26 protein-coding genes and 1 tRNA gene are annotated in these 24,844 nt (G+C 66.3%); 8 read left to right on the top strand and 19 right to left on the bottom strand.

Going from position 1 to position 24,844, the window contains the following annotated elements; all coding sequences use genetic code 11:
- Positions 1 to 289 precede the first annotated feature (289 nt).
- Together FFI87_RS14805 and FFI87_RS14800 are read left to right on the top strand one after the other, a co-directional pair.
- On the top strand, positions 290 to 859 hold the full coding sequence (locus FFI87_RS14805) for an acyloxyacyl hydrolase (protein WP_012364744.1): 570 nt from the start codon (positions 290 to 292) through the stop codon (positions 857 to 859).
- A 45-nt stretch (positions 860 to 904) separates the two neighbouring features.
- Positions 905 to 1,288 (top strand): nuclear transport factor 2 family protein, encoded by a 384-nt coding sequence (locus FFI87_RS14800; RefSeq protein WP_011657982.1) that lies wholly within the window; start codon positions 905 to 907, stop codon positions 1,286 to 1,288.
- Positions 1,289 to 1,430: 142 nt separating this feature from the next.
- On the opposite strand, the gene leuA is transcribed toward FFI87_RS14800, so the two are convergent.
- Together leuA and ybiB are read right to left on the bottom strand one after the other, a co-directional pair.
- Positions 1,431 to 3,077: a 2-isopropylmalate synthase gene (gene leuA / locus FFI87_RS14795; RefSeq protein WP_138847132.1), complete on the bottom strand. Its 1,647-nt coding sequence runs from the start codon at positions 3,075 to 3,077 to the stop codon at positions 1,431 to 1,433.
- Positions 3,078 to 3,482: 405 nt separating this feature from the next.
- Positions 3,483 to 4,457, bottom strand: coding sequence for a DNA-binding protein YbiB (ybiB, locus tag FFI87_RS14790; RefSeq protein ID WP_138847133.1), 975 nt, complete (start codon positions 4,455 to 4,457; stop codon positions 3,483 to 3,485).
- A gap of 189 nt (positions 4,458 to 4,646) precedes the next feature.
- On the opposite strand from ybiB, the gene maiA reads away from it, so the two are divergent.
- Entirely contained in the window at positions 4,647 to 5,291 is a 645-nt protein-coding gene (maiA, locus tag FFI87_RS14785) for a maleylacetoacetate isomerase (protein ID WP_012364741.1), read from the top strand.
- A gap of 111 nt (positions 5,292 to 5,402) precedes the next feature.
- Here maiA and ftsY read toward each other — a convergent pair whose 3' ends face one another.
- Complete coding sequence (gene ftsY, locus FFI87_RS14780; protein ID WP_012364740.1) at positions 5,403 to 6,563, bottom strand: signal recognition particle-docking protein FtsY; 1,161 nt, start codon at positions 6,561 to 6,563, stop codon at positions 5,403 to 5,405.
- A gap of 198 nt (positions 6,564 to 6,761) precedes the next feature.
- On the opposite strand from ftsY, the gene rsmD reads away from it, so the two are divergent.
- From rsmD to FFI87_RS14765, 3 genes are all read left to right on the top strand, one after another.
- On the top strand, positions 6,762 to 7,376 hold the full coding sequence (gene rsmD, locus FFI87_RS14775; RefSeq protein ID WP_012364739.1) for a 16S rRNA (guanine(966)-N(2))-methyltransferase RsmD: 615 nt from the start codon (positions 6,762 to 6,764) through the stop codon (positions 7,374 to 7,376).
- A gap of 111 nt (positions 7,377 to 7,487) precedes the next feature.
- Positions 7,488 to 7,985: a pantetheine-phosphate adenylyltransferase gene (gene coaD, locus FFI87_RS14770; protein ID WP_006398238.1), complete on the top strand. Its 498-nt coding sequence runs from the start codon at positions 7,488 to 7,490 to the stop codon at positions 7,983 to 7,985.
- Positions 7,986 to 8,044: 59 nt separating this feature from the next.
- Positions 8,045 to 8,311 carry a YfhL family 4Fe-4S dicluster ferredoxin gene (locus tag FFI87_RS14765; RefSeq protein ID WP_006760398.1) on the top strand — a complete coding sequence of 89 codons (267 nt, stop codon included), beginning with the start codon at positions 8,045 to 8,047 and terminating at the stop codon, positions 8,309 to 8,311.
- 104 nt (positions 8,312 to 8,415) lie between these two features.
- Here the strand turns inward: FFI87_RS14765 and hisC are convergent, their stop codons facing one another.
- The 8 genes from hisC to FFI87_RS14720 all read right to left on the bottom strand — a co-directional run bounded on the left by hisC (position 8,416) and on the right by FFI87_RS14720 (position 15,597).
- A complete protein-coding gene (gene hisC, locus FFI87_RS14760) occupies positions 8,416 to 9,483 on the bottom strand; it encodes a histidinol-phosphate transaminase (RefSeq protein ID WP_138847134.1) in 1,068 nt (355 codons plus the stop codon).
- 125 nt (positions 9,484 to 9,608) lie between these two features.
- Entirely contained in the window at positions 9,609 to 10,208 is a 600-nt protein-coding gene (gene pth / locus FFI87_RS14755; protein ID WP_006760396.1) for an aminoacyl-tRNA hydrolase, read from the bottom strand.
- A gap of 129 nt (positions 10,209 to 10,337) precedes the next feature.
- Positions 10,338 to 10,946: a 50S ribosomal protein L25/general stress protein Ctc gene (locus tag FFI87_RS14745; protein ID WP_006753282.1), complete on the bottom strand. Its 609-nt coding sequence runs from the start codon at positions 10,944 to 10,946 to the stop codon at positions 10,338 to 10,340.
- A 161-nt stretch (positions 10,947 to 11,107) separates the two neighbouring features.
- Positions 11,108 to 12,070, bottom strand: a complete 963-nt coding sequence (locus FFI87_RS14740; protein ID WP_006753281.1) for a ribose-phosphate pyrophosphokinase — start codon at positions 12,068 to 12,070, stop codon at positions 11,108 to 11,110.
- A gap of 44 nt (positions 12,071 to 12,114) precedes the next feature.
- Positions 12,115 to 12,191, bottom strand: a tRNA-Gln gene (locus tag FFI87_RS14735).
- A 53-nt stretch (positions 12,192 to 12,244) separates the two neighbouring features.
- Complete coding sequence (gene ispE / locus FFI87_RS14730; protein ID WP_012364737.1) at positions 12,245 to 13,126, bottom strand: 4-(cytidine 5'-diphospho)-2-C-methyl-D-erythritol kinase; 882 nt, start codon at positions 13,124 to 13,126, stop codon at positions 12,245 to 12,247.
- A gap of 27 nt (positions 13,127 to 13,153) precedes the next feature.
- Entirely contained in the window at positions 13,154 to 13,774 is a 621-nt protein-coding gene (gene lolB / locus FFI87_RS14725; protein WP_138847135.1) for a lipoprotein insertase outer membrane protein LolB, read from the bottom strand.
- Positions 13,774 to 15,597: a tetratricopeptide repeat protein gene (locus FFI87_RS14720; RefSeq protein ID WP_011657971.1), complete on the bottom strand. Its 1,824-nt coding sequence runs from the start codon at positions 15,595 to 15,597 to the stop codon at positions 13,774 to 13,776. Before FFI87_RS14720 ends, lolB begins: the two co-directional genes overlap by 1 nt.
- Positions 15,598 to 15,683: 86 nt before the next feature.
- Here FFI87_RS14720 and mutM point away from each other — a divergent pair, with 86 nt between their 5' ends.
- The gene (gene mutM, locus FFI87_RS14715) at positions 15,684 to 16,511 is read left to right on the top strand and encodes a bifunctional DNA-formamidopyrimidine glycosylase/DNA-(apurinic or apyrimidinic site) lyase (RefSeq protein ID WP_006759023.1); all 828 of its coding nucleotides are present in this window, start codon (positions 15,684 to 15,686) and stop codon (positions 16,509 to 16,511) included.
- A gap of 35 nt (positions 16,512 to 16,546) precedes the next feature.
- Positions 16,547 to 17,653, top strand: a complete 1,107-nt coding sequence (gene mutY, locus FFI87_RS14710) for an A/G-specific adenine glycosylase (RefSeq protein WP_138847136.1) — start codon at positions 16,547 to 16,549, stop codon at positions 17,651 to 17,653.
- Between the two features lie 98 nt (positions 17,654 to 17,751).
- Here mutY and FFI87_RS14705 read toward each other — a convergent pair whose 3' ends face one another.
- From FFI87_RS14705 to lptA, 8 genes are all read right to left on the bottom strand, one after another.
- The gene (locus FFI87_RS14705; RefSeq protein WP_138847137.1) at positions 17,752 to 18,387 is read right to left on the bottom strand and encodes an LON peptidase substrate-binding domain-containing protein; all 636 of its coding nucleotides are present in this window, start codon (positions 18,385 to 18,387) and stop codon (positions 17,752 to 17,754) included.
- Positions 18,388 to 18,413: 26 nt separating this feature from the next.
- Positions 18,414 to 19,322 carry an RNase adapter RapZ gene (gene rapZ, locus FFI87_RS14700; RefSeq protein WP_041489859.1) on the bottom strand — a complete coding sequence of 303 codons (909 nt, stop codon included), beginning with the start codon at positions 19,320 to 19,322 and terminating at the stop codon, positions 18,414 to 18,416.
- A gap of 75 nt (positions 19,323 to 19,397) precedes the next feature.
- On the bottom strand, positions 19,398 to 20,366 hold the full coding sequence (gene hprK / locus FFI87_RS14695) for an HPr(Ser) kinase/phosphatase (protein ID WP_010090664.1): 969 nt from the start codon (positions 20,364 to 20,366) through the stop codon (positions 19,398 to 19,400).
- 129 nt (positions 20,367 to 20,495) lie between these two features.
- Positions 20,496 to 21,035, bottom strand: a complete 540-nt coding sequence (locus FFI87_RS14690) for a PTS sugar transporter subunit IIA (protein WP_006752627.1) — start codon at positions 21,033 to 21,035, stop codon at positions 20,496 to 20,498.
- A 169-nt stretch (positions 21,036 to 21,204) separates the two neighbouring features.
- Positions 21,205 to 21,564 (bottom strand): ribosome hibernation-promoting factor, HPF/YfiA family, encoded by a 360-nt coding sequence (gene hpf / locus FFI87_RS14685; RefSeq protein ID WP_006477786.1) that lies wholly within the window; start codon positions 21,562 to 21,564, stop codon positions 21,205 to 21,207.
- 157 nt (positions 21,565 to 21,721) lie between these two features.
- Entirely contained in the window at positions 21,722 to 23,227 is a 1,506-nt protein-coding gene (locus tag FFI87_RS14680; RefSeq protein ID WP_138847138.1) for an RNA polymerase factor sigma-54, read from the bottom strand.
- 170 nt (positions 23,228 to 23,397) lie between these two features.
- Complete coding sequence (gene lptB / locus FFI87_RS14675; protein ID WP_006752625.1) at positions 23,398 to 24,174, bottom strand: LPS export ABC transporter ATP-binding protein; 777 nt, start codon at positions 24,172 to 24,174, stop codon at positions 23,398 to 23,400.
- Positions 24,171 to 24,836: a lipopolysaccharide transport periplasmic protein LptA gene (gene lptA, locus FFI87_RS14670; protein WP_011657963.1), complete on the bottom strand. Its 666-nt coding sequence runs from the start codon at positions 24,834 to 24,836 to the stop codon at positions 24,171 to 24,173. The genes lptB and lptA overlap by 4 nt, the downstream gene beginning before the upstream one ends.
- Positions 24,837 to 24,844 lie beyond the last annotated feature (8 nt).

Genomic DNA, 24,844 nt, shown 5'->3' with positions numbered 1-24,844 from the left:
CCGGAATCCGAGTGCTAATCCTTAGAGGGCGCGTGGGCATCCGAGTTCCCGGTTTTTCTATCGAACTTGTCGAGTCGATAGTCTAATTTGCGACCGAGGCTGCCGGTGGAAGTTCCGTAAACCGTTGTTTCTGATGGTAATCAGTAGACGTTTTCGATTTTTGTAGTTTTGGAAGCAAACAATTTCGCTTCGTGATGCCGATCCGAAAAGTCCTTTACCATACCATTCAGTTCGCTCGGGCCGGCCGCTGCGGCAAGGCTCCATTCAACCCGCAAAGTTGGAGTGTCAGATGAACAATAAGAAGAATCGCCGGTCCCCTCGCCGGCTTGCGCTGGATGCGCTGCTGGCGGCATCGCTGCTCGGGGGATCGGGCGCCGCATTCGCGGACCGGTGGGGAATCCAGGCGGGCGGCGGGTTTTCCGATCGCCACGGGATCGACAAGGCCGATCTCGCGGTGGTGTGGGATCCGGGCTGGAACTGGTGGGAAATCGGCGGCTGGCACTTCGCGTTCGTAATGGAAGGCCACGCGGGCTACTGGCATACGGGCGGCAACGTTCACGCCAATATCGGGGAGTTCGGCGCGACGCCGATGTTCCGTTTCATCAAGAGCGCGGGCCAGGTTCGCCCGTTCATCGAGGCCGGCGCCGGCATCCGCTTCCTCACTCACCCGACGATCTCGAACGATCTGTCGTTGTCGACCTCGTTCCAGTTTGCGGATGTCGTCGGCGTCGGCGCGCAGTTCGGAGAACGCCAACAATATCAGCTCGGTTACCGTTTTCAACATGTGTCTAACGCGGGTATCAAAGAGCCGAATCCTGGTATAAATTTCCACCAGTTCTACGTGCAGTACAACTTCTGATCCGCACGCCCGCGCACGGCGGGCGCGTTGCCGAGGAGTCAGGCGATGACGAAGGTGGTCGATGCGATTCGCGCCCTCGAGCGCGATCGGTTCCGGGCGATGGTCGACGGCGATGGCGAGGCGCTTGACGCGCAATTGTCGGACAAGGTGTTCTTCGTGCACACCAACGGCAAACGCGAAACCAAGCAGCAGTTCATCGACGCAATCGTCGCCGGCCGCCGCCGCTATCGCCAGATCGAAATCCAGTCGCAGGACCTGCTGACCCTCGGCGACGCCACCTGCGTCGTCACCGGGCGCGCGCTGATCGAGATGGAAACGAACAACGGCGGGCTGGTGTTTCCGATCGCCTATACGGCCGTCCACACCCACGAGCAGGGCCACTGGCGCCTGCTGGCGTGGCAGGCGACGCGGTGCGCGACCGAGACATGAGCGCGCGTGGCGCTCCTTTTCATGTCCCCACCGAAGCGGCCTCCTGGGCCGCTTTTTGCTGGCCCGTGCGGCGCGGATTGCGCGGCGCACGGGCGGTCCGCCCCGCTCCCGGACGTTCGAACCCTGAAGTGAAACCCGGTGCTCAGGCCGCCGCGCGTCGGTCGGCGCAATGCCAGCCCGAGCGGTTGATTGCGCTGACGACCGCGTCGAGCGCCGCGCTCGCCGCATCGGCGTGCACGCCCACGCCATGTCGCAGCGGCGCATCGCCGATCCGGCAGCCGACCGATACCGCGATCCTGCCGTCCGTCGTGCGCGTGTGTTCGCACGACGCGACGTCGATCGTCGCGCCGGCTGCCGTCGCGAAGGCCGCGGCCATCCGTTGCACGGCATCTTCGGGCGTCGCGTCGGCCGGCGGCGCAGCCGCGATGTCGCGGTTCTGCCAGCGCGCGGCGTCGCCGTGGCGCGCGGCCGGGCCGGCGGTCTCGAAGAATTCGCGGGCGAACAGCGCGCAGATCGCATCGCCGGTCACTTCCTCGCCGGACGCGTCGGCGAGCGTCTGCACCGCGTGGCTGAATTCGATCTGCACGCGGCGCGTCGGCGTGAAGCCCATCCCGCGTTCGAGCAGGAACGTCGCGCCGCCCTTGCCGGACTGGCTGTTCACGCGGATCACTGCGTCATAGCTGCGGCCGAGGTCGGCCGGGTCGATCGGCAGGTACGGCACTTCCCACACCGCGTCGGGCCGCTGCTGTGCGAAACCCTTGCGGATCGCGTCCTGGTGCGAGCCGGAGAATGCGGTGAACACGAGGTCGCCCGCGTACGGATGGCGCGGATGCACCGGAATCTGGTTGCAGCGCTCGACCACGCGGCGCACCGCGTCGATGTCGGAGAAATCGAGGCCCGGGTCGATGCCCTGCGTATAGAGGTTCAGCGCGAGCGTGACGAGATCGACGTTTCCGGTGCGCTCGCCGTTGCCGAACAGGCAGCCCTCGATGCGGTCGGCGCCCGCGAGCAGCGCGAGTTCGGCGGCCGCGACCGCGGTGCCGCGATCGTTGTGCGGATGCACGGACAGCACGATGCTGTCGCGATACGCGAGATTGCGGTCCATCCACTCGATCTGGTCGGCGAACACGTTCGGGCTCGCGGCTTCGACGGTCGCCGGCAGATTGACGATCATCTTGTGATTGCGGGTCGGCCGCCATGCCTGCGCGACCGCGTCGCACACTTCGCGCGCGAACGTCAGTTCGGTCATGCTGAAGGTTTCCGGCGAGTACTGGTAGGTCCAGTACGTGTCCGGACGGGCCGCCGCATGTTCCTTGATGAGCCGCGTGCCGTCGACCGCGAGTGCTTTCACGTCGTCCTTCGACATCCCGAACACGATGCGGCGGAACGACGGGCAGATCGCGTTGTACAGGTGCACGATCGCGCGCGGCACGCCTTCGAGCGCGTCGAAGGTGCGCGCGATCAGGTCTTCGCGCGACTGCACGAGCACTTCGATCGTCACGTCGTCGGGGATGCGCTTGTCGTCGATCAGCTTGCGGACGAAATCGAAGTCGGTTTGCGACGCCGACGGAAAGCCGACTTCGATTTCCTTGAAACCGATCGCAACCAGCATGTCGAAGAATTCCAGCTTCTGCTCGATGCTCATCGGCTCGATCAGCGACTGGTTGCCGTCGCGCAGGTCGGTGCTCATCCAGACCGGCGCACGCTCGATGGTGCGGGTCGGCCAGCGGCGGCCATTGAGGCGGACGGGTTCGAACGGACGGTACTTGTCTTGCGGGTTGCGCTTCATCTTCTGGGCCTCGGATCTCAAGTCGCGAGCGAAGACGGGCGGCAGGAGCGACGGTTGGCGCTGCCTCGCACCGTGGCGCAGGGAATGCGCGGCGGATGCGGATGATCTTCGCGAATCGACCGACGGATAGACGGACGAGTGCTGACGACTTCGGGTTGTAAAAACTGCGAGAAGGGTGCTGCGAGGAACTGCTGGAGGGACCGTGCGGACAGCACACGGCGCTACGAGAGCCTTAGGCTAGTCGTAGCGATAGCGACCGCGCTAGGCGGCCGGAGGTAATTCGGAGGGTGTTCGGAAAGGAACGCATGGCGACAACTCTATGCCAGGATGCGTGCGCGTGTCAAATGGTCGGTTCAAAGGTCGGCACGAAAGGGCCGACCCGGGTGGCGCCGACCCGGGTGCCGTTTACGCTGCGGTCCGGACGATCCGCACGATCGTCGCGACCTGCCGCGCAAGCGCGCCGGGCACGGGAATTTCGCCGCGCAGCACGGCGTCCGTCCACGCGGCGGTGGTCGCCGCGTCGCGCGATTCGGGCAGCGCGACGGGCGGCGCGTCGGTCGACGAGCGCTCGGCCTCGATCAGCGTGTCGCATACGCCGTCGTGCAGCCAGTCGACCTGCACCTGGCGACGCGTGTCGGCCGCCGCTTCGCCTTCGGTGCCGCGCGCGAGCAGCGCACCGCCGAGCGCGGCGTCCGGATGATCGCGGAACAGTTGCGCGAGGCTCTCGCGGTACGGCGGATGCGTGTAGTTGACGAGCCGCAGCCCGGCCGGCGCGAACGGCTGCAGGATCTTCACCAGCGTGTGCGTGGAGTTGCGCACGCCGAGCACGCGGCGCATCGACAGCAGGTGCGCGATGCGCGGCGCCAGCGCTTCGATCGGCGCGAACGCGACGCGGCGCTCGGCGAGCGTGTCCTCGATCGCGTCGTGCGACGTCGACGGCGCGATCGACAGCGCCGAGAAGATCTCCGCGCTCGTCACGCGGCCCGGATCGCGCTCGACGCCGTGCACGAGCACCGGCACGCCTTCGCGCGCGAGCAGCAACGCGAGCAACGGCACCAGGTTTGGCTGCTTGCGCGCGCCGTTGTAGCTCGGAATCGACACCGGGCGGAACGCGGCGTCCTGCACGTGCACGGGTTCGAACGACGCCTGCGCGGCGGCGAGCATCGCGGCCAGTTCGTCGGCGCTTTCACCCTTCAGGCGATAGGCGATCAGGATCGCGCCGAGCTCGACGTCCGACACGCGGCCATCGAGCATCGCGCGATAGAGCTCGAACGTGTCTTCGGCGGACAGCGCGCGTGCGCCGTGCGGGCCGCGGCCGATTTCCTTGATGAAGCGGGCGCAAGGGAACGGCGAGGCTGCGGAGTCGTGGGGAGCGGTCATCGGCGTGGGGCGGGCGGCCGGCATCGGGCCGCGCTGTGAACGGTAAGGAATGCCCCGAGTATCGCATGGGCGTGGCTCGCCCAAGCGCGCGGCCCCGCGCGTCGGCACCGCGCGGCGCGCTAAACTCGGGTTCCCGGCGGTGCCCTGCGCTTGCCGTCGCCGGCCGAATACGACTACGAGAGACATCCCATGAAGCTCTACAGCTATTTCCGCAGTTCCGCGTCGTACCGCGTGCGGATCGCCCTGAACCTGAAGCAGCTGCCGTACGAAACGGTGCCCGTGCACATGCTGCGCGACGGCGGCGAGCAACTGAAGGACGCGTACCGTGCGGTGAATCCGGATGCGGTCGTGCCGACGCTGATCGACGGCGATGCCACGCTGCAGCAATCGCTCGCGATCATCGAATATCTCGAGGAAACGCATCCCGAACCCGCGCTGCTGCCGAAGCAGCCGGTCGACCGCGCGTATGTGCGGGCGATCGCGCTGCAGGTCGCGTGCGAGATCCATCCGCTGAACAACCTGCGCGTGCTGAAGTACCTGAAGCACACGCTGAAGGTGCCGGAGGAAGCGAAGAGCGAATGGTATCGGCACTGGATCGAGGCGGGTTTCGCGTCGCTCGAGACGCGCCTCGCGAACGATCCGCGCACCGGCAAGCTTTGCTTCGGCGACACGCCGACGCTCGCCGATATCTGCATCGTGCCGCAGGTGTTCAACGCGAACCGTTTCTCGATCGACACGACGCGCTTCCCGACGATCCAGCGGGTGGCCGATTACGCGTCGACGCTCGACGCATTCAAGGCCGCCGAGCCCGGCGTGCAGCCCGACGCCGAGTGAACGCCGAGTGACACCGCGCGATGCCCCGGCCGCGGCCGAGGCTGGCGGTTTCCGGCGCGCATGAAAAAAAGGGCGCCCGAAGGCGCCCCGTGCGATGCGGGCCGGCGGTGTTCAGTCGAATAGCGCGTCCGCGAATTCCACGGCGCTGAACGGCTGCAGGTCCTCGACCTTCTCGCCGACGCCGATGAAGTAGACGGGCACCGGGCGCTGCCGCGCGATCGCGGCGAGAATCCCGCCCTTGGCGGTGCCGTCGAGCTTCGTGACGATCAGGCCCGTGAGGCCGAGCGCATCGTCGAAGGCCTTCACCTGCGTGAGCGCGTTCTGGCCGGTGTTCGCGTCGATCACGAGCAGCACCTCGTGCGGCGCGCCGTCGTGCGCCTTCGAGATCACGCGCTTCACCTTCTTCAGCTCTTCCATCAGGTGCAGCTGCGTCGGCAGGCGGCCGGCCGTGTCGGCCATCATCACGTCGATCTTGCGCGCGCGCGCGGCGCTGACCGCGTCGAAAATCACCGCGGCCGGGTCACCGCTTTCCTGCTGGACGACCGTCACGTTGTTGCGTTCGCCCCAGACCGCCAGCTGCTCGCGCGCGGCCGCGCGGAACGTGTCGCCCGCGGCCAGCAGCACCGACTGGTCGAAGCTCTGCAGATGCTTCGCGAGCTTGCCGATGCTGGTGGTCTTGCCCGCGCCGTTCACGCCCGTGATCATCATCACGAGCGGCTGCGCGCGGCCGAGCATCAGCGATTTCTCGAGCGGCTTCAGCAGTTCGACGAGCAGGTCGTGCAGCGCGCTCTTCACTTGCTGCGGATCGGTCAGCCGGCCCGTTTTCACTTTCTCGCGCAGCGCCCCGAGCAGGTACTCGGTCGCATCGACGCCGGCGTCGGACATCAGCAGCGCGGCTTCGAGTTCCTCGTACAGATCCTCGTCGATCTTCGTGTTGACGAACACGCCGGTGATGCTCGAACCCGTCTTCGCGAGCCCCGTTTTCAGGCGGGTGAGCCACGATTTCTTCGCGGAGGCGTCCTGCGTCGGCGGCGGCACGATCTCGACCGCTTCGACGACGTCGTCGCTACCGTCGTTGGTCGGCGTGACCGTCATCACGACGGCCGGCGCGGCCGGTCGCGGTTGCGCGGGGGGGGGCGGGGCTTCGATCGCCTGACGGGCATCGGCTGCGGGCGCGTCGGACGGCTCGTCCGGTTGCAGCGCGTCGGCCGATTGCGATTCCGTGGAGTCGGACTCCTGCGTTTTCTTGAATCGTTTGAAGAAGCTGAACATGGTCTGACGTCGGGAAGAGGGCGGGGCGCGGGTCGGCGCGCGGCAGGGGCTGTCGGGCGTGCGCACGGCGGCCGAAACCGTGCATTTTATCAGTGCGGCGAGGCACTCGCGTCAGCCGGTGCCGCCGCTGTGGTAACGTGCGCCTGTTTGGCGGTGCGCCCCCGTGCGCACCCGGTCCCTCCGTCGTCGATATTCCGTATGTCCCGTTCCTCTTCCGGCCGCCCGGCGGCCTCCTCCGGCCGCGGCAAGCCGCACACGATCCGCATCATTGGCGGTGACTGGAAACGCACGCCGCTCGCCGTGCTCGATCTCGACGGCCTGCGGCCGACGCCCGATCGCGTGCGCGAGACGCTGTTCAACTGGCTCGGCCAGGATCTCGACGGCCGGCGCTGCCTCGACCTGTTCGCGGGCACCGGCGCGCTCGGGTTCGAGGCCGCGTCGCGCGGCGCGACGAGCGTCGTGATGGTCGAGCGCCACCCGCGCGCGGCGCAGCAGCTGCGCGCGATCAAGGACAAGCTCGGCGCGCGCTCGGTCGAGGTCGCGGAAGCCGACGCGCTGCGGCTCGCGGCCGGGCTGACCCCGGGCGCATTCGACGTCGTGTTCCTCGATCCGCCGTTCGGCGAGCCGGCCGTGCTCGATCGCGTGATCGCGCTGGCGGCGCCGCTCGTCGCGCCGGACGGCTTGCTCTACGTCGAGACGGGGGCGCAACTCGACCCGGCCGTGCACGAAGCACTCGCCGGCTGGCAGGTGGTCAAGCACGGCAAGGCCGGTGCGGTTCACTACCATTTGCTGCAGCGCGAAAATGATGAATAATGCGCGTTCCATACGAGGCGGCGCGCCGGAGAGGCGACGCGTGCCCATCTCGGCAGTGGCGTGCGCATCGCACGGCTGCCACCCCGTTTGCGTGATGACAGGAGGAGCGACATGGTAGTCGCCGTGTATCCCGGTACGTTCGATCCGCTGACGCGCGGGCACGAAGACCTCGTGCGGCGTGCGTCGAGCATTTTTGATACGCTGGTGGTCGGTGTGGCCGACAGCCGCGCGAAGAAGCCGTTCTTCTCGCTGGAAGAACGTCTGAAGATTGCGAACGAGGTGCTCGGCCATTATCCGAACGTGAAGGTGATGGGGTTCAAGGGCCTGTTGAAGGACTTTGTCCGTACCAACAACGCGCGCGTGATCGTGCGCGGCCTGCGCGCCGTGTCCGATTTCGAGTATGAGTTCCAGATGGCGGGGATGAACCGCTATCTGCTGCCCGACGTCGAGACGATGTTCATGACGCCGTCCGATCAATACCAGTTCATCTCGGGGACGATCGTGCGCGAAATCGCGCAGTTGGGCGGCGATGTCAGCAAATTCGTGTTCCCGTCCGTCGAGAAGTGGTTGACCGAGAAAGTCGCCGCGATGGGAGGCCCGGCCGCGTGACGCGGCGCCGGCCGGTTTCATTGCGAAGCCGGCCGCTGGCCTGAAGAAGTGAGATCAGTATGTCCTTGATGATTACCGACGAGTGCATCAATTGCGACGTATGCGAGCCCGAGTGCCCGAACGGCGCGATTTCGATGGGCCCGGATATCTACGTGATCGACCCGAACAAGTGCACCGAGTGCGTCGGCCATTTCGACGAACCGCAGTGCCAGCAGGTGTGTCCGGTCGAATGCATTCCGCGCGATCCGCAGCATGACGAATCGCACGCGCAGTTGATGGAGAAGTATCACGCGTTGACCGCCGCGAAGGGCGACGACGCGCAGTGACCCAAGCGTGACCTCGCATTGACTCCGTCGCGACGCGCGCGTCACGACGTCACGATTTCCTTGACCGGCGCCTCTCGGCGCCGGTTGCGCTTCCCGCTTGTGCTTCAGCCGATCAGTTCGCGCAACGCCGCGACGAGCGCGTCGCATTCCGCGTCGGTGCCGACGGTGATGCGCAAGTGCTGGTCGATGCGCGGCGCGCGGAAGTGCCGCACGAAAATTTCCCGATCCTTCAGCCTTGCCGCGATCGCGCCCGCATCGTGCGCGGGATGGCGCGCGAACACGAAATTCGCGGCCGACGGCACGACGTCGAAGCCGAGCGCCTCCAGCGCGTGCGTGAGGCGCGCACGCGTGTCGATCACGCGCCGGCAGGTCGCGTCGAAATAGTCGGTGTCTTCGTATGCGGCCTGGGCGGCGGCCTGCGCGAGCCGGTCGAGCGGATAGGAATTGAAGCTGTCCTTCACGCGATTGAGCGCGTCGATCAGCGCCGCATCGCCGAACGCGAAACCGACGCGCATGCCCGCGAGCGAGCGCGCCTTCGACGTCGTGTGCACGACCAGCAGGTTCGGATAGCGGTCGATCAGCGTGATCGCGGATTGCGCGCCGAAATCGACATACGCTTCGTCGATCAGCACGACCGACGACGGGTTCGCGGCCGCGATGCGTTCGATGTCCGCGAGCGGCAGCGCGCGCCCGGTCGGCGCGTTCGGATTCGGAAACAGCACGCCGCCCGCGTCGTCGAGGTAATCCTCGACACGGATCGAGAAGTCGTCCGCGAGCGGCACGATCGTGGTGTCGACGCCGTACAGGCGCGCGTAGGTCGGATAGAAGCTGTACGAAATGTCGGGAAAGCGCAGCGGCCGCTCATGCTTGAGCAGTGCCTGGAATGCATGCGCGAGCACTTCATCGGAGCCGTTGCCGACGAAGACCTGTTCGGGCTTGATGCGGTGATGGGCCGCGACCGTCTCGCGCAGTGCGCGCGCGAGCGGATCGGGATAGCGGCGCAGCGTGTCGCCGGTGTCGCCGAGTTCGCGTGCGATCGCCGCGACGACGCGCGGCGAAGGCGGATAGGGATTCTCGTTGGTGTTCAGCTTGACGGGGTGTGCGAGTGCGGGCTGTTCGCCGGGCACGTAAGGCACGAGTTGCTGAACGACGTCGCTCCAGTAACGGCTCACCGCTTGGCTCCTGACGGGCAAAAACGACCAGATTACCGCATGTGGACGGCACGGTGCGCAATTGCACGGGGCCGAAATGCCGCCCGGCGCAGCCGGACGGCACGTTGCACCATGCCGGTGCGGATTCAGTTGCGATGCAGCTGCATCGTCGCGCGGTCGAGCTCACCCTTGACGACCATCGGCATCACGGCGAGCGCGCGCTCGATCGATGCGTCGATCACGTCCTGCTCTTCACGGCGCGGCGGCTTCAGCACGAAGTTCGCGACGTCGGGCTTCGCGCCGGCACGCGCGCCTTCCGGAATCAGGTCGCGCGGATGGCCGATGCCGATGCGCAGCCGCCAGTACTGCTGCGACGACAGGTGCGCGGAGATGTCCTTCAGGCCGTTGTGGCCGCCGCTGCCGCCGCCGAGCTTCAGCTTCACGGTGCCGGGCGGCAGATCGAGCTCGTCGTGTGCGACGAGGATCTGGTCGGGCAGGATCTTGAAGAAACTCGCGAGCGCGACGACCGACTGGCCGGAGCGGTTCATGTAGGTTTGCGGCTCGAGCAGGTGGACTTCCTCGCCGTGCAGGCGCGCTTTCGCGTAGAAGCCGTGGAAGCGGCGCTCGTCGCGCAGCGTCGCGCCGGCTTCGCGGGCGAGCTGGTCGACCAGCCAGAAGCCGGCGTTGTGACGCGTCGCGGTGTATTCCGCCCCGGGATTGCCGAGGCCGACGATCAGTTTGATCATGACGTTTCGTAGGCGGCAGCGCCGCCTGGGCGCAGAAAAAGAAAAACCCGCCGGGCGAGCCGCGGCGGGTTGCGTCGATCGTTTCGTGAAACGGATCGAACGGGCGCGTGGGCAGCGCGTGGGCAGCCCTTAGGCAGCCGGCGTTTCGCCTTCGCCTGCTGCGTCCGACACGGCGCCAGCCGGGATCGTCGCCGATGCGACAACCGGGTTTTCCGCGTCGATGTGCGCGACCAGCGCCACGCCCTTCGGCAGAGCGATGTCCTTCGCGTGCAGCGACTGACCTGCTTCGATCTTCGACAGGTCGACTTCGAGGAATTCCGGCAGTGCCGACGGCAGGCACTCGATTTCGATTTCCGTCGCGACGTGCGAGACGACTGCGCTCGACAGCTTCACTGCCGGGCTGACTTCAGCGTTCAGGAAGTGCAGCGGCACCTTCGTGTGCAGCTTCTTCTTCGCGTCGACGCGTTGGAAGTCAACGTGCAGCACGAGTTGCTTGAACGGGTGGTATTGCACGTCGCGCAGCAGAACCTGTTGCGACTGGCCGGCCACTTCGAGATCGAGGATCGACGAGTGGAAGGCTTCCTTCTTCAGTGCGTGCCACAGCGCGTTGTGATCGAGTTCGATCTTTTGCGGGGCTGCTTCGCCACCGTAGACGATACCCGTGGTCTTACCAGCGTTGCGCAGGCGGCGGCTCGCACCCGTACCTTGCTCTTGGCGCTCGAAAGCGACGACTTTCATGTGATTCTCCATTAGCTGCCCGCGACCAGGCAGTAAAACGGGGCCGGCGAAATGGCGGCCCCTGATGAAACGGGCGGGGTTTCGTCTATCCCGTCCGATTGTGCAAAAAGCGAAGCGTTGCCGCTTCGCTTTCCGCGCATGCTTTTTTTGTCGTTACGCGATCAGGATTCCGCGAACAGCGACATCACCGAGTCGCCGCGACGGATTCGCGAGAACGTTTCTGCCAGCAGGCTCGCGCTAGTCAGCGAGCGGATCTTCGAGCAGGCCAGCGATTCGGCCGACAGCGGGATCGTATCGGTGACGACCAGCTCGTCGAGTTCCGATGCGGCGATACGCTCGGCGGCGCCACCCGACAGAACCGGGTGCGTCGCGTACGCGAACACCTGCTTCGCACCGCGATTCTTCAGGACTTGCGCTGCCTTGCAGAGCGTGCCGGCGGTGTCGACCATGTCGTCCATGATCACGCAGGTGCGGCCTTCGACTTCACCGATGATGTTCATCACTTCGGCGACGTTCGCCTTCGGACGACGCTTGTCGATGATCGCGAGATCGCAGTTGAGCTGCTTCGCGAGTGCCCGGGCGCGGACCACGCCGCCGACGTCCGGCGACACGACGAGCAGATCCGCGTAGTTCTGCTTGCGCAGGTCGCCCAGCAGGATCGGCGTTGCGTAGATGTTGTCGACCGGGATGTCGAAGAAGCCTTGAATCTGGTCGGCGTGCAGATCCATCGTGATGATCCGCTCGACGCCGGCGATTTCCAGCATGTTCGCGATGACCTTCGCCGAGATCGCGACGCGCGCCGAGCGCGGGCGACGGTCCTGGCGGGCATAGCCGAAGTAGGGGATGGCAGCGGTGATCCGGCCGGCGGACGCACGCTTGAGCGCGTCGACCATGATCATCAGTTCCATCAGGTTGTCGTTCGTCGGCGCGCACGTGGATTGCAGGACGAAGACGTCCTTGCCGCGCACGTTTTCCTGGATCTCGACTTGAATCTCGCCGTCGGAGAAACGGCTGACCATTGCTTTGCCGAGGGGGATTCCAAGGATATTGACGACTTCCTGTGCGAGCGCGGGATTCGCGTTGCCAGTAAAGACCATCAGGCCATCAAGGCTGTGGCTGCTCATCGTGCACCTGCTTCAGGCTTGGGCGGGAAATGCGGGAAAATTTTTGGCAGGGGAGGAAGGACTCGAACCCTCGCATGCCGGAATCAAAATCCGGTGCCTTGACCAACTTGGCGACTCCCCTACACTCAACTGATAACTTCACCGGACTTGTAGGCCATCCGGCAAAGCAAAACTTCATGACGCGAAAGCGAAGAGCGGATGCTCGTTCAGGCTCTCGGCAACTGCACCGTTCCAACCGGTGGGCAGCTGGGCTTTCGCCGCTTCTGCCTCGTGCTTGCTTTGAAACGCTGCAAACACGCTTGCTCCGGAGCCGGTCATCCTCGCGGGGGTCACATTATACAACCATTTGACCACCTGCGCAACTTCCGCGTACTTACTTGTCACAACTTGCTGCATATCGTTCCGGCCGAAACTGTCTGGCCATCCCGCATCGCTGTTTTGCTGTGCAAGAAAGTCAGCAATTGTGACTGGCTTCGTATTTCTTGTCAACAACTCATCTGAAAAAATTTCAGCGGTGGGGACATGAACTCGCGGCGTCACAACCAGGAACCAGCGAGTCGGCAATTCTACCTCAGCTAATTCTTCTCCGATACCCTCTGCGAACGCATTTTTTCCAAAAACAAAAAACGGGACGTCGGCGCCGAGTTTTACCGCGAGCGATTGCAGTTCCGTACGCGACAGGTCGAGCTGCCACAGGCGGTTCAGCGCGAGCAGCGTCGTGGCCGCGTCGGAGCTGCCGCCGCCGAGGCCCGCGCCCATCGGCAGGCACTTGTCGATCTCGATGTCGACGCCGGCCGCGGTGCCCGTATGCGCTTTCAGCAGATTGGCCGCGCGCACGACGAGATCGCTTTCCTCTGGCACGCCCGGCACGTCGGTGACGCGGGCGACGCGACCGTCGTCGCGCAGCGTGAAGTGCAGCGTGTCGCCCCAGTTCAGCAACTGGAACACGCTTTGCAGATCGTGATAGCCGTTCGGGCGACGGCCGGTGATGTGCAGGAACAGGTTGAGTTTCGCGGGCGCAAGGCAATTGCGCAGCGAGCGGGTCGAATCGGTCATGCGTATGTCGGGGCTAGGTTCACGTGCTTATTGGTCGAGCACGAGCTTGATGTCGAGCGGCGGCGTCGCGCGCACGAGGTTCACGCGTTTGACGCCGGTGGCCGGTGCGTCCGCGTAGGCGAGGTAATCGATCGTCCAGCCGTCCTGGCGAATCTGCTTCACGTGCGTCGTGTCGGCCGGGTCGCGCACCGTCTGCGCGGGCGTCGCGGGCGCGGGAGTCGGCAGCAGCCAGTAGCGCAGGCCGGCCAGCGGCAGCGAGAAGCCGAGCGTGTTCTGCATCAGCTCGCCAACGTCGGTCGCGTATTGCGGCTGGCGGTTCGGCAGTTCTAGCGTTGCGGTCTGCGGCGTCGATTTCACGATTGCGAGCGTCTGGCCGAGCGGGCTGCGCAGCTCGAGCGACACGTCGTCGCCGTGCTCGAGCCAGTCGAAGTTGCCGTACACGTTTTGCTGCCTGCCGAGGCGGTCGTTGTACTGCACCGCGAAGCGGCCATGGTATGCATGCGTCGCGGCCGTCTGCAATGGGGCGCCGGCCGGCGCGTTCGCCGACGGCGGCGTGCTCGCGCAGCCGGCGAGCGCGAGCGCCGCGCCGGCCGTGGCCAGCGTGCGCAGCGCGCGGGAAGACAGGGAAAGCATCGGGAACATCCGCATCAGAGGCCGTTGATCTGCAGGCGCTTCAGCGTCTGCACGAGCGTGTCGTTGTCGGGCTCGAGCTTCTGCGCGGCGCGCCATGCGATGCGCGCGTCGTCCTGCGCGCCGCTTTTCCACAGCACTTCGCCGAGGTGCGCGCCGATCTCGGCGTTCGGCTGCAACTCGAACGCGCGCTGCAGCACCTTGGCCGCGCCGGTCGTGTCGCCCATCCGGTACTTCACCCAGCCGAGGCTGTCCATGATGTACGCATCGTTCGGCGCGAGCGACAGGGCCTTGTCGATCAGCTTGCTGGCCTCCGGCAGGCGCTGATTGCGATCGGCCAGCGAATAGCCGAGCGCGTTGTACGCCTGCGGGTTGTCGGGCTGCGTGCGGATCAGCTCGCGCAGCTGCTTTTCCATCGTCGCGTAGTGGCCCGTCTTTTCGGCCGCCATCGCGTAGTCGTAGCGCAGGTCGGGATCGTCCGGGAAGTCCTGGACCGCCTGGCCGAGCCGTGCCTCGGCTTCCGGATAGCGCTTCGCTGTGAACAGGATCGACGCGTCGGTGCGCGCGACCACGGCCGCATCGCGCGGATCGCTGATCGGCAGATCGTCGAGCACCTTGCGGGCCGCGTCGGTCTTGCCTTGTTTCTGCAGCAGCTGCGCGCGCGTGATCTGCGCCGGCAGATAGTGCTGGCTCGTCTGGTCGACCTTGTCGAGCCATTGCGACGCCTGCGCGTCGTTGCCCTGCTCGATCGAGATCTGCGCGAGGTAGATGTAGCCCTGGCCGACGTCGAGGTTCGACTGCTTGTCGCCGAGCTGCACGTACTGTTTCAGGTACGCGCTCGCGTCGTCGAGCTTCTTCTGCTGGATCCTGATCAGCGCGAGCGCCATCAGCGGCGTCGGGTCCTTCGAGTCGAGCTTGCGCATCGTCTCGAACTGCTTCTGCGCGTCGTCGAGGCGGTCGTCGGCGAGATAGAGCTGCGACAGCGCGAGCCGCCCATCGCGCGACTTCGGATTCTGCTGAACATATTTCTCGAACGACGCGATGCCGGCCGCGCGCTCCGCGGGGCCCATCTGCGACAGCATCAGCGCCGCCGGCAGGTAGTCAGGGCGGATCTGCAGCGCCTGCTTCAGCGAGCGCGCCGCGCCTTCCTTGTCGTCGACCGCCAGTTGCTGCCGCGCGATCGCGAGCTGCGCCTCGGGGCGGTTCATGTCGTTCTTCAGCATGTCCTTCAGCACCGCGAGGCCGCCGACGCGGTCGGAGCCGCGTACCAGCAGCGCCTGCAGCGCGAGGATCGCGGGGCCGCGCGTTTCGCCGGTCGCGCGGGCCAGCTCGCGCGCGAGCATCGGCTGCGCGTCGGCCGGCTTGCCGGCGAGCACCAGCAGCGCGGCGTCGACTTGCGATGCGCGATTCGAATCGGGCGCGTACTGGCGCCACAGATTGGCCGCGGACAGTGCATCGGCCGGGCTTTGCGCGCCCAGTGCGATCTCGGTCGCACGCTGCGCCATGCGCGGATCGCGCGTGTCGCGGGCGAGGGCGAGATAGGTCTGGTAGGCCGGCGCCGGCTGGTTGCGCTGGAGCGCGACTTCGGCGGCCAGCACCTGGTAGACGATCTGGCTCGTCAGCGGGACGCCGGGGAGATTCTTCTGCTCGTCCGCCATCACATGCTCGAACGCGCCCTGCGGCTGCGCGTCGTCCGATGCCGGATCCTGCGCGTGAGCCGGGAAGGCGGTGAGGGTCCAGGCGGCGAACAGCGCGGCGCCGAGCGCACGGCGGACCGGGAAGACGCGCGCGCCGTGCTCGGCGGCGGGGCGCTTCAGAAGCAGCTTCGAGGGCAGAGTCATGGAAATCCGTTCGATGTTTCAACCGATTGTAACGCGCTCGCTACAATACACGCACGATCGTGAATGCCGTTTCAGACCCGCAAAACATGCCAGAGTTGCCAGAAGTCGAAGTCACGCGCCGGGGCATCGAGCCCTTTGTCGCGGGCCGCCGCGTCGAGCGTGTCGACGTCCGTACCGCGATGCTGCGCTGGCCCGTGCCGGCGGGGCTCGCGGAGCAATTGCGCGCGCGCGAGGTGCTCGCCGTCGAGCGTCGCGGCAAGTACCTGCTGTTCGAGGTCGACGCGGGCTGGTTCATCGTGCATCTCGGCATGACGGGCACGCTGCGCGTGCTGCCCGCGGCCGGCGTGCCGGTCGCCGCTAAACACGACCACATCGACTGGATCTTCGACGAGTTCGTGCTGCGCTTTCGCGATCCGCGCCGCTTCGGCGCCGTGCTGTGGCACGCGCGCGAAGCGGGCGACGTGCATGCGCATCCGCTGCTCGCGAGCCTCGGCGTCGAGCCGTTCTCGCCGGCGTTCACCGGCGCGCTGCTGCACGCGCGCACGCGCGGGCGCACGGTGTCGGTCAAGCAGGCGCTGCTCGCGGGCGACATGGTCGTCGGCGTCGGCAACATCTATGCGTCGGAGAGCCTGTTTCGCGCCGGCATCCGGCCGACGACCGCCGCCGGCAAGGTATCGCTGCCGCGCTACGAGCGACTGGCCGACGCGGTGCGCGCGACGCTCGCCGACGCGATCGAGCGCGGCGGCAGCACGTTGCGCGACTTTGTCGGCAGCAACGGCGAAAGCGGCTATTTCCAGCTCGACTGCTTCGTCTACGACCGTGCGGGGCTGCCTTGCCGCGTATGCGGCACGCCGATCCGCCAGATCGTGCAGGGCCAGCGCTCGACCTATTTCTGCCCGACCTGCCAGCGTTGAGCCCCGTTGAAACCTTTTTCCGAAGATTCGAACACTTGAAGCCGCCCCGCATTGCTCCCGCTCCGTTCCCCGTCACGCCGCTGCACCGCACGTTCGCCACGCGCCTGATCGCATGGCAGCGCACGCACGGCCGCCACGACCTGCCGTGGCAGAACACCCGCGATCCGTACCGGATCTGGCTGTCGGAAATCATGCTTCAGCAGACGCAGGTATCGACGGTCATCCCGTACTACCTGCGCTTTCTCGAACGCTTTCCCGACGTCGCCGCGCTCGCGGCCGCCCCGGCCGACGACGTGATGGCGCTGTGGGCCGGCCTCGGCTACTACTCGCGCGCGCGCAACCTGCACCGCTGCGCGCAGGTCGTCGTCGCCGAGCATGGCGGAGTATTCCCGTCGACGCCCGACGCGCTCGCCGAACTGCCGGGCATCGGCCGCTCGACGGCCGCGGCGATCGCATCGTTCGCGTACGGTGCGCGCGCGACGATCCTCGACGGCAACGTGAAGCGCGTGCTCGCGCGGGTGTTCGGCGTCGAAGGCTTTCCGGGCGAGAAGCGTGTCGAGAACGACATGTGGGCGTTGGCCGAATCGCTGCTGCCCGATGCCGCGAACGAGGCCGACGTGAGCGCCTATACGCAGGGGCTGATGGATCTCGGCGCGACGCTGTGCGTGCGCGGCAAGCCGGATTGCGCGCGCTGTCCGTTCGTGGGCGACTGCGTCGCGCAATCGACGGGCCGCCAGCGCGAACTGCCGGCCGCGCGGCCGAAGAAGGCCGTGCCGACGCGCAAGACCTGGATGCTCGTGCTGCGCGACGGCGACGCCGTGCTGCTCGAGCGGCGTCCGCCAGCCGGTATCTGGGGCGGCCTGTGGTGCCTGCCGCAGGCGGACGGCGATGCCGCGCTCGCGGCACTCGCACGCGGCTTCGGCGGCGGCGGCCCGGTGCCGCTCGCACCGTTTACGCACACGTTCACGCATTTCAGGCTCGAGATCGAGCCGCGGCTGAGCGACATGACGAACGGCGGGCTGCCGGCCGCGCACGCGCAGGATGCCGAGACGGCGTGGGTGCCGCTGAGCGGGCTCGCTGCTTACGGCGTGCCGGCGCCGGTGCGCAAGCTGCTCGATGCGCTGAGCGGGCCGCTGCTGTAACGAAAGAGAGAAAGGGAGGCGCCCGGTCGCCGCGGAGCATCCATCCGTTCGGCGACGTGCGGCGTCGGCACCGCTGCGATGTGACAGGCAGCCGATACCTACAGCCATCCGTGCCGGTCGAGCACGTGGTGCACGGCATCGATCCGCGCGCCGACGTCCGGAAACTCCATCAGCTTCTGCCGCGCGCGCAGGTCGAGCGGCAGCAGTTCCGCGAGGCGGTTCGACACCCAGCTCGGATCGTCGAGGCGGAACGGTTCGGCGAACGGCAGCTTGCCCGGTTCGGATTTCTTCAGCGCTTCGATGATGCGCTCGAGCACCTCGGCGCACGAGCCGAATTGCGCGAGCGCCTGCTCGCCTTCGAGCGGGATGTCGTCGGGCAGCGGCTCGGCGATCCCGACCAGCAGCCCGTTGCCTTCGATGCGATACGACAGCAGCTCGAAACGCTGCGTGCCGATCGCCTCCAGGTACAGCATCCCGAATTCGCCGGTATCGCACTCGGTGATGCGCGCCATGCAGCCGATGGTCTCGGGCACCGACACGGCGCCGTCCTGCGCGACTTCGGGGCCGCTCTTGAGCAGGCACACGCCGAACGGTGCGTCGTCGCGCAGGCATGCGCGGGACATGTCGAGATAGCGCGCCTCGAACACCTTGAGCGGCAGCCAGCCACCGGGAAACAGCACCGTGTGCAGCGGAAACAGCGGCAGGTCGATCAGGGTGGTCGATAGGGTGGACATGGCGCGCCGGGGAGAGGGCGGTGTCGCTAAGGTCGGTCGACCTCGGTGACGAGCCGCGACGACGCGTCGACATCCACTGGCGCGTCACGATGCCGCACGATCACGTTCGCATCGTGCGCAAGGCGCGCGGCGAGCGTTTCCGCGATGAACACCGAGCGATGCTGACCGCCCGTGCAGCCGATGGCGACGGTCAGGTAGCTGCGGTTGTCTTCGCGAAAGTGCGGCAGCCATTTCATCAGGAACGCATGGATGTCGTCGATCATCTGGTGGACGATCGGCAGTGCGTCGAGAAAGGCGATGACCGGCTGGTCCAGCCCGGTGAGCGGGCGCAGCTCGTGGTCGTAGTACGGATTCGGCAGCGCGCGCACGTCGAACATCAGGTCGGCATCGAGCGGCACGCCGCGCTTGAAGCCGAATGACTCGAACATCACCATCAGGTCGTTGTTCTTCTGCTCGATGAAGCGCTTGACCCACGTGCGCAGCACGTTCGCGCGCAGGGTGCTCGTATCGATCTGATGACCGAATTCGGCGAGCGGCGCGACCAGGTCGCGCTCGCGCTCGATCGCTTCCTCGAGCGACGACAGCAGCCCGATGTTCGCGTCGTGCGACGGCGAACCGGACAGCGGGTGGCGTCGGCGTGTTTCGGAGAAACGCTGGATCAGCGCCTGCGTGCTCGCGTTGAGGAACAGCACGCGGACATCGTGCTCGAGCGACAGCGAGCGGATCAGGCCGGGCAATTCGTCGAGCGACGCGCTGGAACGCGCATCGATTGCGACCGCGAGCCGATGCTGGCCGCCATCGGCCAGGTAGCGGGCGAGTTCTGGGAGCACGTGCGGCGGCAGGTTGTCGACGCAGTAGTAGCCTGCGTCTTCAAGCGCATTCAGCGCAACGGACTTGCCTGAGCCGGAGATGCCGGTGATGAGGACGATACGCATGGGAAGCTGAGAATCCTGACGTTTCATCATAGCACCGGCTCGACGCGTCGGCGCTGCGAGGCCGGCGCGGGGTGGTTACACGAGCTTGCCGGGGAACTGACTGTCGGGATCCTGCATCGCGAGTCGTTGCCGATCCATGAAATCGCGCAACGTGTCGATGCCGCGCAGCTGCAGGATCGTGTTCCGCACGGCCGCCTCGACCAGCACCGCGAGGTTGCGGCCGGCCGCAACCTGGATCGTGACCTTGCTGATCGGCAAGCCGAGCACGTCGACCGTCTGGCTTTCCAGCGGCAGCCGCTGGAATTCGCCGTCCGGGCGGCGCACGAGCTGGACGATCAGCTTCAGCTTCATTTTCCGGCGCACGGCGGTTTCACCGAAGATCGTCTTGATGTCGAGCAGGCCGAGGCCGCGCACTTCGAGCAGGTTCTGCAGCAGCGGCGGGCAGCGGCCTTCGACGAAATCGGGGCCAAGTCGGACGAAGTCGACGGCATCGTCGGCGACGAGGCCGTGGCCGCGGCTGATGAGTTCGAGGCCGAGTTCGCTCTTGCCGAGCCCGGAGTCGCCGGTGAGCAGCACGCCCATCCCGAGGATGTCGAGGAACACGCCGTGCAGCGTCGCGCGCGGTGCGAGGATGCGCGACATGTAGAGCCGCAGGCTGTCGATCACCGCGGCGGCCGACATCGGCGTCGTGAACAACGGCGTGGACGAGCGCGTACAGCGCAGCACGAGTTCGGGCGGCGCGGCGGCGCCGCCGGCGACGACGAGAAACGGCGGTTCGAGCGCGATCAGCTCGGCCATGTGGCGCGAGCGGTCTTCGTCGGTCTGCCGCTGGTAGTAGTCGATTTCGGCTTCGCCGAGCACCTGGATCCGGTTCGGGTGGATCAGGTTCAGGTGGCCGACGAGGTCGGCGCTCGACGTCGCGTTGGCGACGGTGTCGGCCGAAAAACCGCGCTCCCAGCCTTCATGCCCCGTCAGCCAGCTCAGTTTCAGCGTGGCCGCGTTGTCGTCGAAGATGCTCTGGGCGTTGATGCTGGACGTATCCATGACTTTCGTCACTCCAATGAGCCGGTGCATGTGCGCGGCGACGGGCGTCGCCATGCCGGACCGGCGCCGGGCGGCCCTGGACGGCGGCGCGTGCCGCCTCGTTCGGGAAAATATTCCGCCCGGATCAACTCAAGGTTGCCACTGAGTGAGCACGCGATGCAACTCGGCGAGATCTGTTTCGTTGTGCAGACGCTCGCGTGCGTCGCGATCGGATAGCAGTTGCGCGATTTCCGACAGGATCTCGAGGTGCTGTTGAGTAGCTTGCTCGGGGACGAGCAGGAAAATCAGGAGACCGACCGGCTGGCCGTCGGGCGCTTCGAACGGGATCGCATCGGCGAGCCGCACGAACGCGGCGAGCGGGTGCTTGAGCCCCTTGATGCGCCCGTGCGGAATCGCGACGCCCTCGCCGAGCCCGGTCGAGCCGAGGCGCTCGCGCGCGAACAGGTTGTCCGTGACGGTGCTGCGGGCGACGCCGTTCTGATTCTCGAACATCAGCCCGGCTTGTTCGAAGACGCGTTTCTTGCTGGTGACGGAGAGGTCGATGACGACGTTCTCTATGGGCAGGATTTTGGCTAGGCGATTCATGTTGGCAGGCGATTGGGCGGCCTGGGGTCTCCTTGCGGCGGCAGACTGATTTTCCATGTTCGGCGATATCAAGGCGTTTGGCATCGGCAACCTGCAAGGCAGCTACCGCACCCAACGCCCCCCGGCGATAACCGGGACATTATAGAGCACAGGCGCGTGCGTGGCGCGGCATGGACGGACCGGTCGCACCACTGCCGCTCGGACTCAAAAAAAACGCCCGGCGAACCGGGCGGCGTGGGTGTTGCGGTGAACGTTATTGCGGCGGCAGTTCGATCTGGTCGATCGACGGCTGCAGCTTGATCGGGTCGTGCGCATGGGTCTGCAGACGCTCCATGTGCTTGACGACCTGGCGATCCAGCTTGTCGATCAGCAGATCGATCGCAGCGTAGAGGTTGCCGTTTGCGCTTTCGACGAAGATGTCCTTGCCCTTCAGGTGCAGATTGATTTCCGCGCGCTGCTGCTTGTCCTTTTCCTTGTGGTTGTCGACCGAGAGGATCACAGTGCCATCGATCACCTGATCGCTATGGCGTAGCACCCTGTCCAGCTTGGTGATCACGTATTCGCGAATTGCAGGCGTGACTTCGAGATGATGTCCACTGATCTTCAGGTTCATAGTGCTTCTCCAAGCGAGTGACCACCCGGCCGCATCGAGGCGGCGCTCCGGTCGACTTGCCCTTGCCGCACGTGGCGGCAAATTCGCGGACAGGTCGCCCGGCTGTCCCCCGTGTGCGCGGTGGCCGGAAGACGCCTGCCGCCGGGCAGGCAGCAGGCTAAAGAGACTTGCGCAGATTCACTGCCGGGATTTTGAGGGCTTCGCGATACTTGGCAACCGTGCGGCGCGCAACCACGAAACCCTGTTCTGCCAGCAGCTCGGCAATGCGGCTGTCCGAAAGTGGCGATTTTGGGTCTTCAGCTCCTATCAGTTGCTTGATCAGGGCTCGGATGGCGGTCGACGATGCGGCGCCTCCGGTGTCGGTCGAAACGTGTGACCCGAAGAAGTACTTGAATTCCAGTGTACCGAACGGGGTCAGCATGTACTTGCCTGTTGTCACACGGCTGACAGTCGACTCGTGTAGGCCCAGCGTATCAGCTATTTCCCGCAAAACCAAGGGGCGCATGGCGATTTCACCATGCGCGAAGAAATTCTTTTGACGTTCGACAATGGCCTGCGCGACACGCAGGATCGTGTCGAATCGCTGCTGGATGTTCTTGATCAGCCAGCGTGCTTCCTGGAGCTGCTGCTTGAGCGACCCGGCCGACGGATCGCCGCGGCTGTTGCGCAGGATGTTCGCGTACAGGTTGTTGATCCGCAGGCGCGGCATCACTTCAGGATTGAGTTCCGCGAGCCAGCCCTGGCCGGCCTTCTTCACGATGATGTCGGGCACGACGTAGTCGGCCTCGGCCTTGCCGTACGCGGCGCCTGGGAACGGCTCCAGCGAGCGGATCAGCGCGTGCGCGTCGCGCAGCGCGTCGTCGCTCGCCTTCAGGTGCTTGCGCAGCCGCGTGAAGTCGCGCGCCGCGAGCAGCTCGAGGTGCTGCGACACGATCTCCAGTGCGAGCGTGCGGGTGGGGGACGGATCGAGGCGCAGCAACTGCAGCTTCAGGCATTCGGAGGCCGAGCGGGCCCCGACCCCGGCCGGGTCGAAGCTGTGCAGCAGCGCGAGCGCAGCATTCAGTTCGTCGCAGTCGACTTCCAGTTCCGGCGGCAGGTCGGAGAGCACTTCGTCGAGCGACGCGGTCAGGTAGCCGTCGTCGTCGAGCGATTCGATCAGGAACATCACGAGTGCGCGATCGCGCGGGCTGGCCTGCGTCATGCGCAACTGCGCGGACAGGTGGTCGCGCAGCGACGTCGCGGCTTCCTGCACCTGCAGCGGCGGGAGGTCGTCATCGTCCGACGCGCCGCTCGAGCGGCCGTACTCGTCCAGATTCCACTGCGGGCCGTCGCCGGCGTCGCCCGACCCGTAGCCGTCGTATTCGTCGGCGCCGGCCGGCTCGTCGCGCTCGGTGCGCTCGCTCGACGGGCTGCTGCCGTTCGCGGGGCCCGGCTCGATGTTCTGTCCGGAAGGCCCCTGTGCGATCAGCGATCCGTCCGACGCGACACGCAGCGGACTCGTGATCCATTCGTCTTCGTTTTCGAGCAACGGATTTTGCGCGACGGCCATCGCGACTTCCTGCTGCAGTTCGAGCGTCGACAGTTGCAGGAGCCGGATCGACTGCTGCAGTTGCGGGGTCAGCGCCAGGTGTTGCGACAGGCGGAGTTGAAGGCTGGCTTTCATGGCAGAGAGGGAGTCATACCGGCAGTTTGCCACGACCGACCCGCATTGAGCCATCGGCGATTACGCGCGGCGCGGCGCCCGGCCGCGGAGAGGGCCGCCGCGCGGGGCGCACGGGCGCCGCCCCGCGCGGCGATGCCGGGCGGGGTGCTGCCAGCCACAAAAAGGGGAGGTTACATGCGGAAGTGTTCGCCGAGGTACACGCGGCGCACGCTTTCGTTTTCGATGATTTCGCTGGGCGCGCCGGCGGCGAGCACCGAACCGTCGCTGATGATGTACGCGTGGTCGCAGATGCCGAGCGTTTCGCGGACGTTGTGATCGGTGATCAACACGCCGATGTTGCGCTGCTTCAGGAACTTGACGATCTTCTGGATCTCGAGCACCGCGATCGGATCGACGCCGGCGAACGGTTCGTCGAGCAGGATGAAGTTCGGGCTGGTCGCAAGCGCACGCGCGATCTCGACGCGACGGCGTTCGCCGCCCGACAGCGACAGCGCGGGGTTCTCGCGCAGGTGGCCGATCTGCAGTTCGTCGAGCAGCTCCTCGGTGCGCGCCGCGATCGCGTCCTTCGACAGGCGCTTGCCGTCGTCGCCATGCTGCAGCTCGAGCACCGCGCGGATGTTTTCCTCGACGGTCAGCTTGCGGAACACCGACGCTTCCTGCGGCAGGTACGACAGGCCGAGCGATGCACGCTTGTGGATCGGCAGCAGGCTGATCGAGCTGCCGTTCAGCGAGATCTCGCCCGCGTCGAGCGGCACGAGGCCGACGATCATGTAGAACGACGTCGTCTTGCCGGCGCCGTTCGGGCCGAGCAGGCCGACGACTTCGCCGCTCTTCACGTCGAGCGACACGTCCTTGACGACCGTGCGCGAGCCGTAGCGTTTCTTCAGGTTGCGCACGACGAGCGAACTCGTCGCGCCGGCCGGCTGGCGATTCGGTAGCGCGTTCATTGTCCCGGCGCTCCCTGGATCGTGGTCGACGGCGACAGCTTCGCCGGCGCGCCGTTCAGCTGCCCGGGGCCGCCGCTCTTCGGCGACAGCATCGCGCGCACGCGGCCGTTCGGATTGCCCGGCGCCGCGACGTCCTTGCCGCCCTTCGCGGTGTAGAAGTCGCGCTGGCCGTCGTACGTGATCACGCTGCCGTGCACGGTGTCGGCGATCGTCGACGTGCCCTGCAGGCGGCGCACGGTCGCGGCGGTCGTCAGGGTCGTCAGATCCTGCTTGCCGTCGTAGTCGATGCGCTCGGCGTCGCCGTCGATGTACTCGTCGAGACCTTCGCGTTTCTGGCGGAACGTCGCGTGCTTCTTGCCGCTGCCGAACGACGTCGCGTACTGATAGCCTTCCGGATCCTGGCGCACTTCGACGCGATCGCCCTTGATGATGATCGTGCCCTTCGTGATCACGACGTTGCCGGTCGCGACCGTCACCTGCTTCAGGTCGTCGTAGGTGAGGTTGTCCGCCTCGACGTTGATCGGCTTGTTCTGGTCAGCCTTCTCGGCATGGGCGAGCGGCGCCAGCCCGATGAGCGGGAGCGCCACGAGCGTCGCGGCGAGCGCGGCGCGGACGGCGCGCGCAGCGCCGCCGGAATTCTGTCGAGGGAACGGTTCGTTCATGCAGTCAC

It is taken from the genome of Burkholderia sp. KBS0801, assembly GCF_005937855.2.
Classification (GTDB): Bacteria; Pseudomonadota; Gammaproteobacteria; order Burkholderiales; family Burkholderiaceae; genus Burkholderia; species Burkholderia ambifaria.
This window is presented reverse-complemented; position numbering and strand designations above follow the sequence as displayed.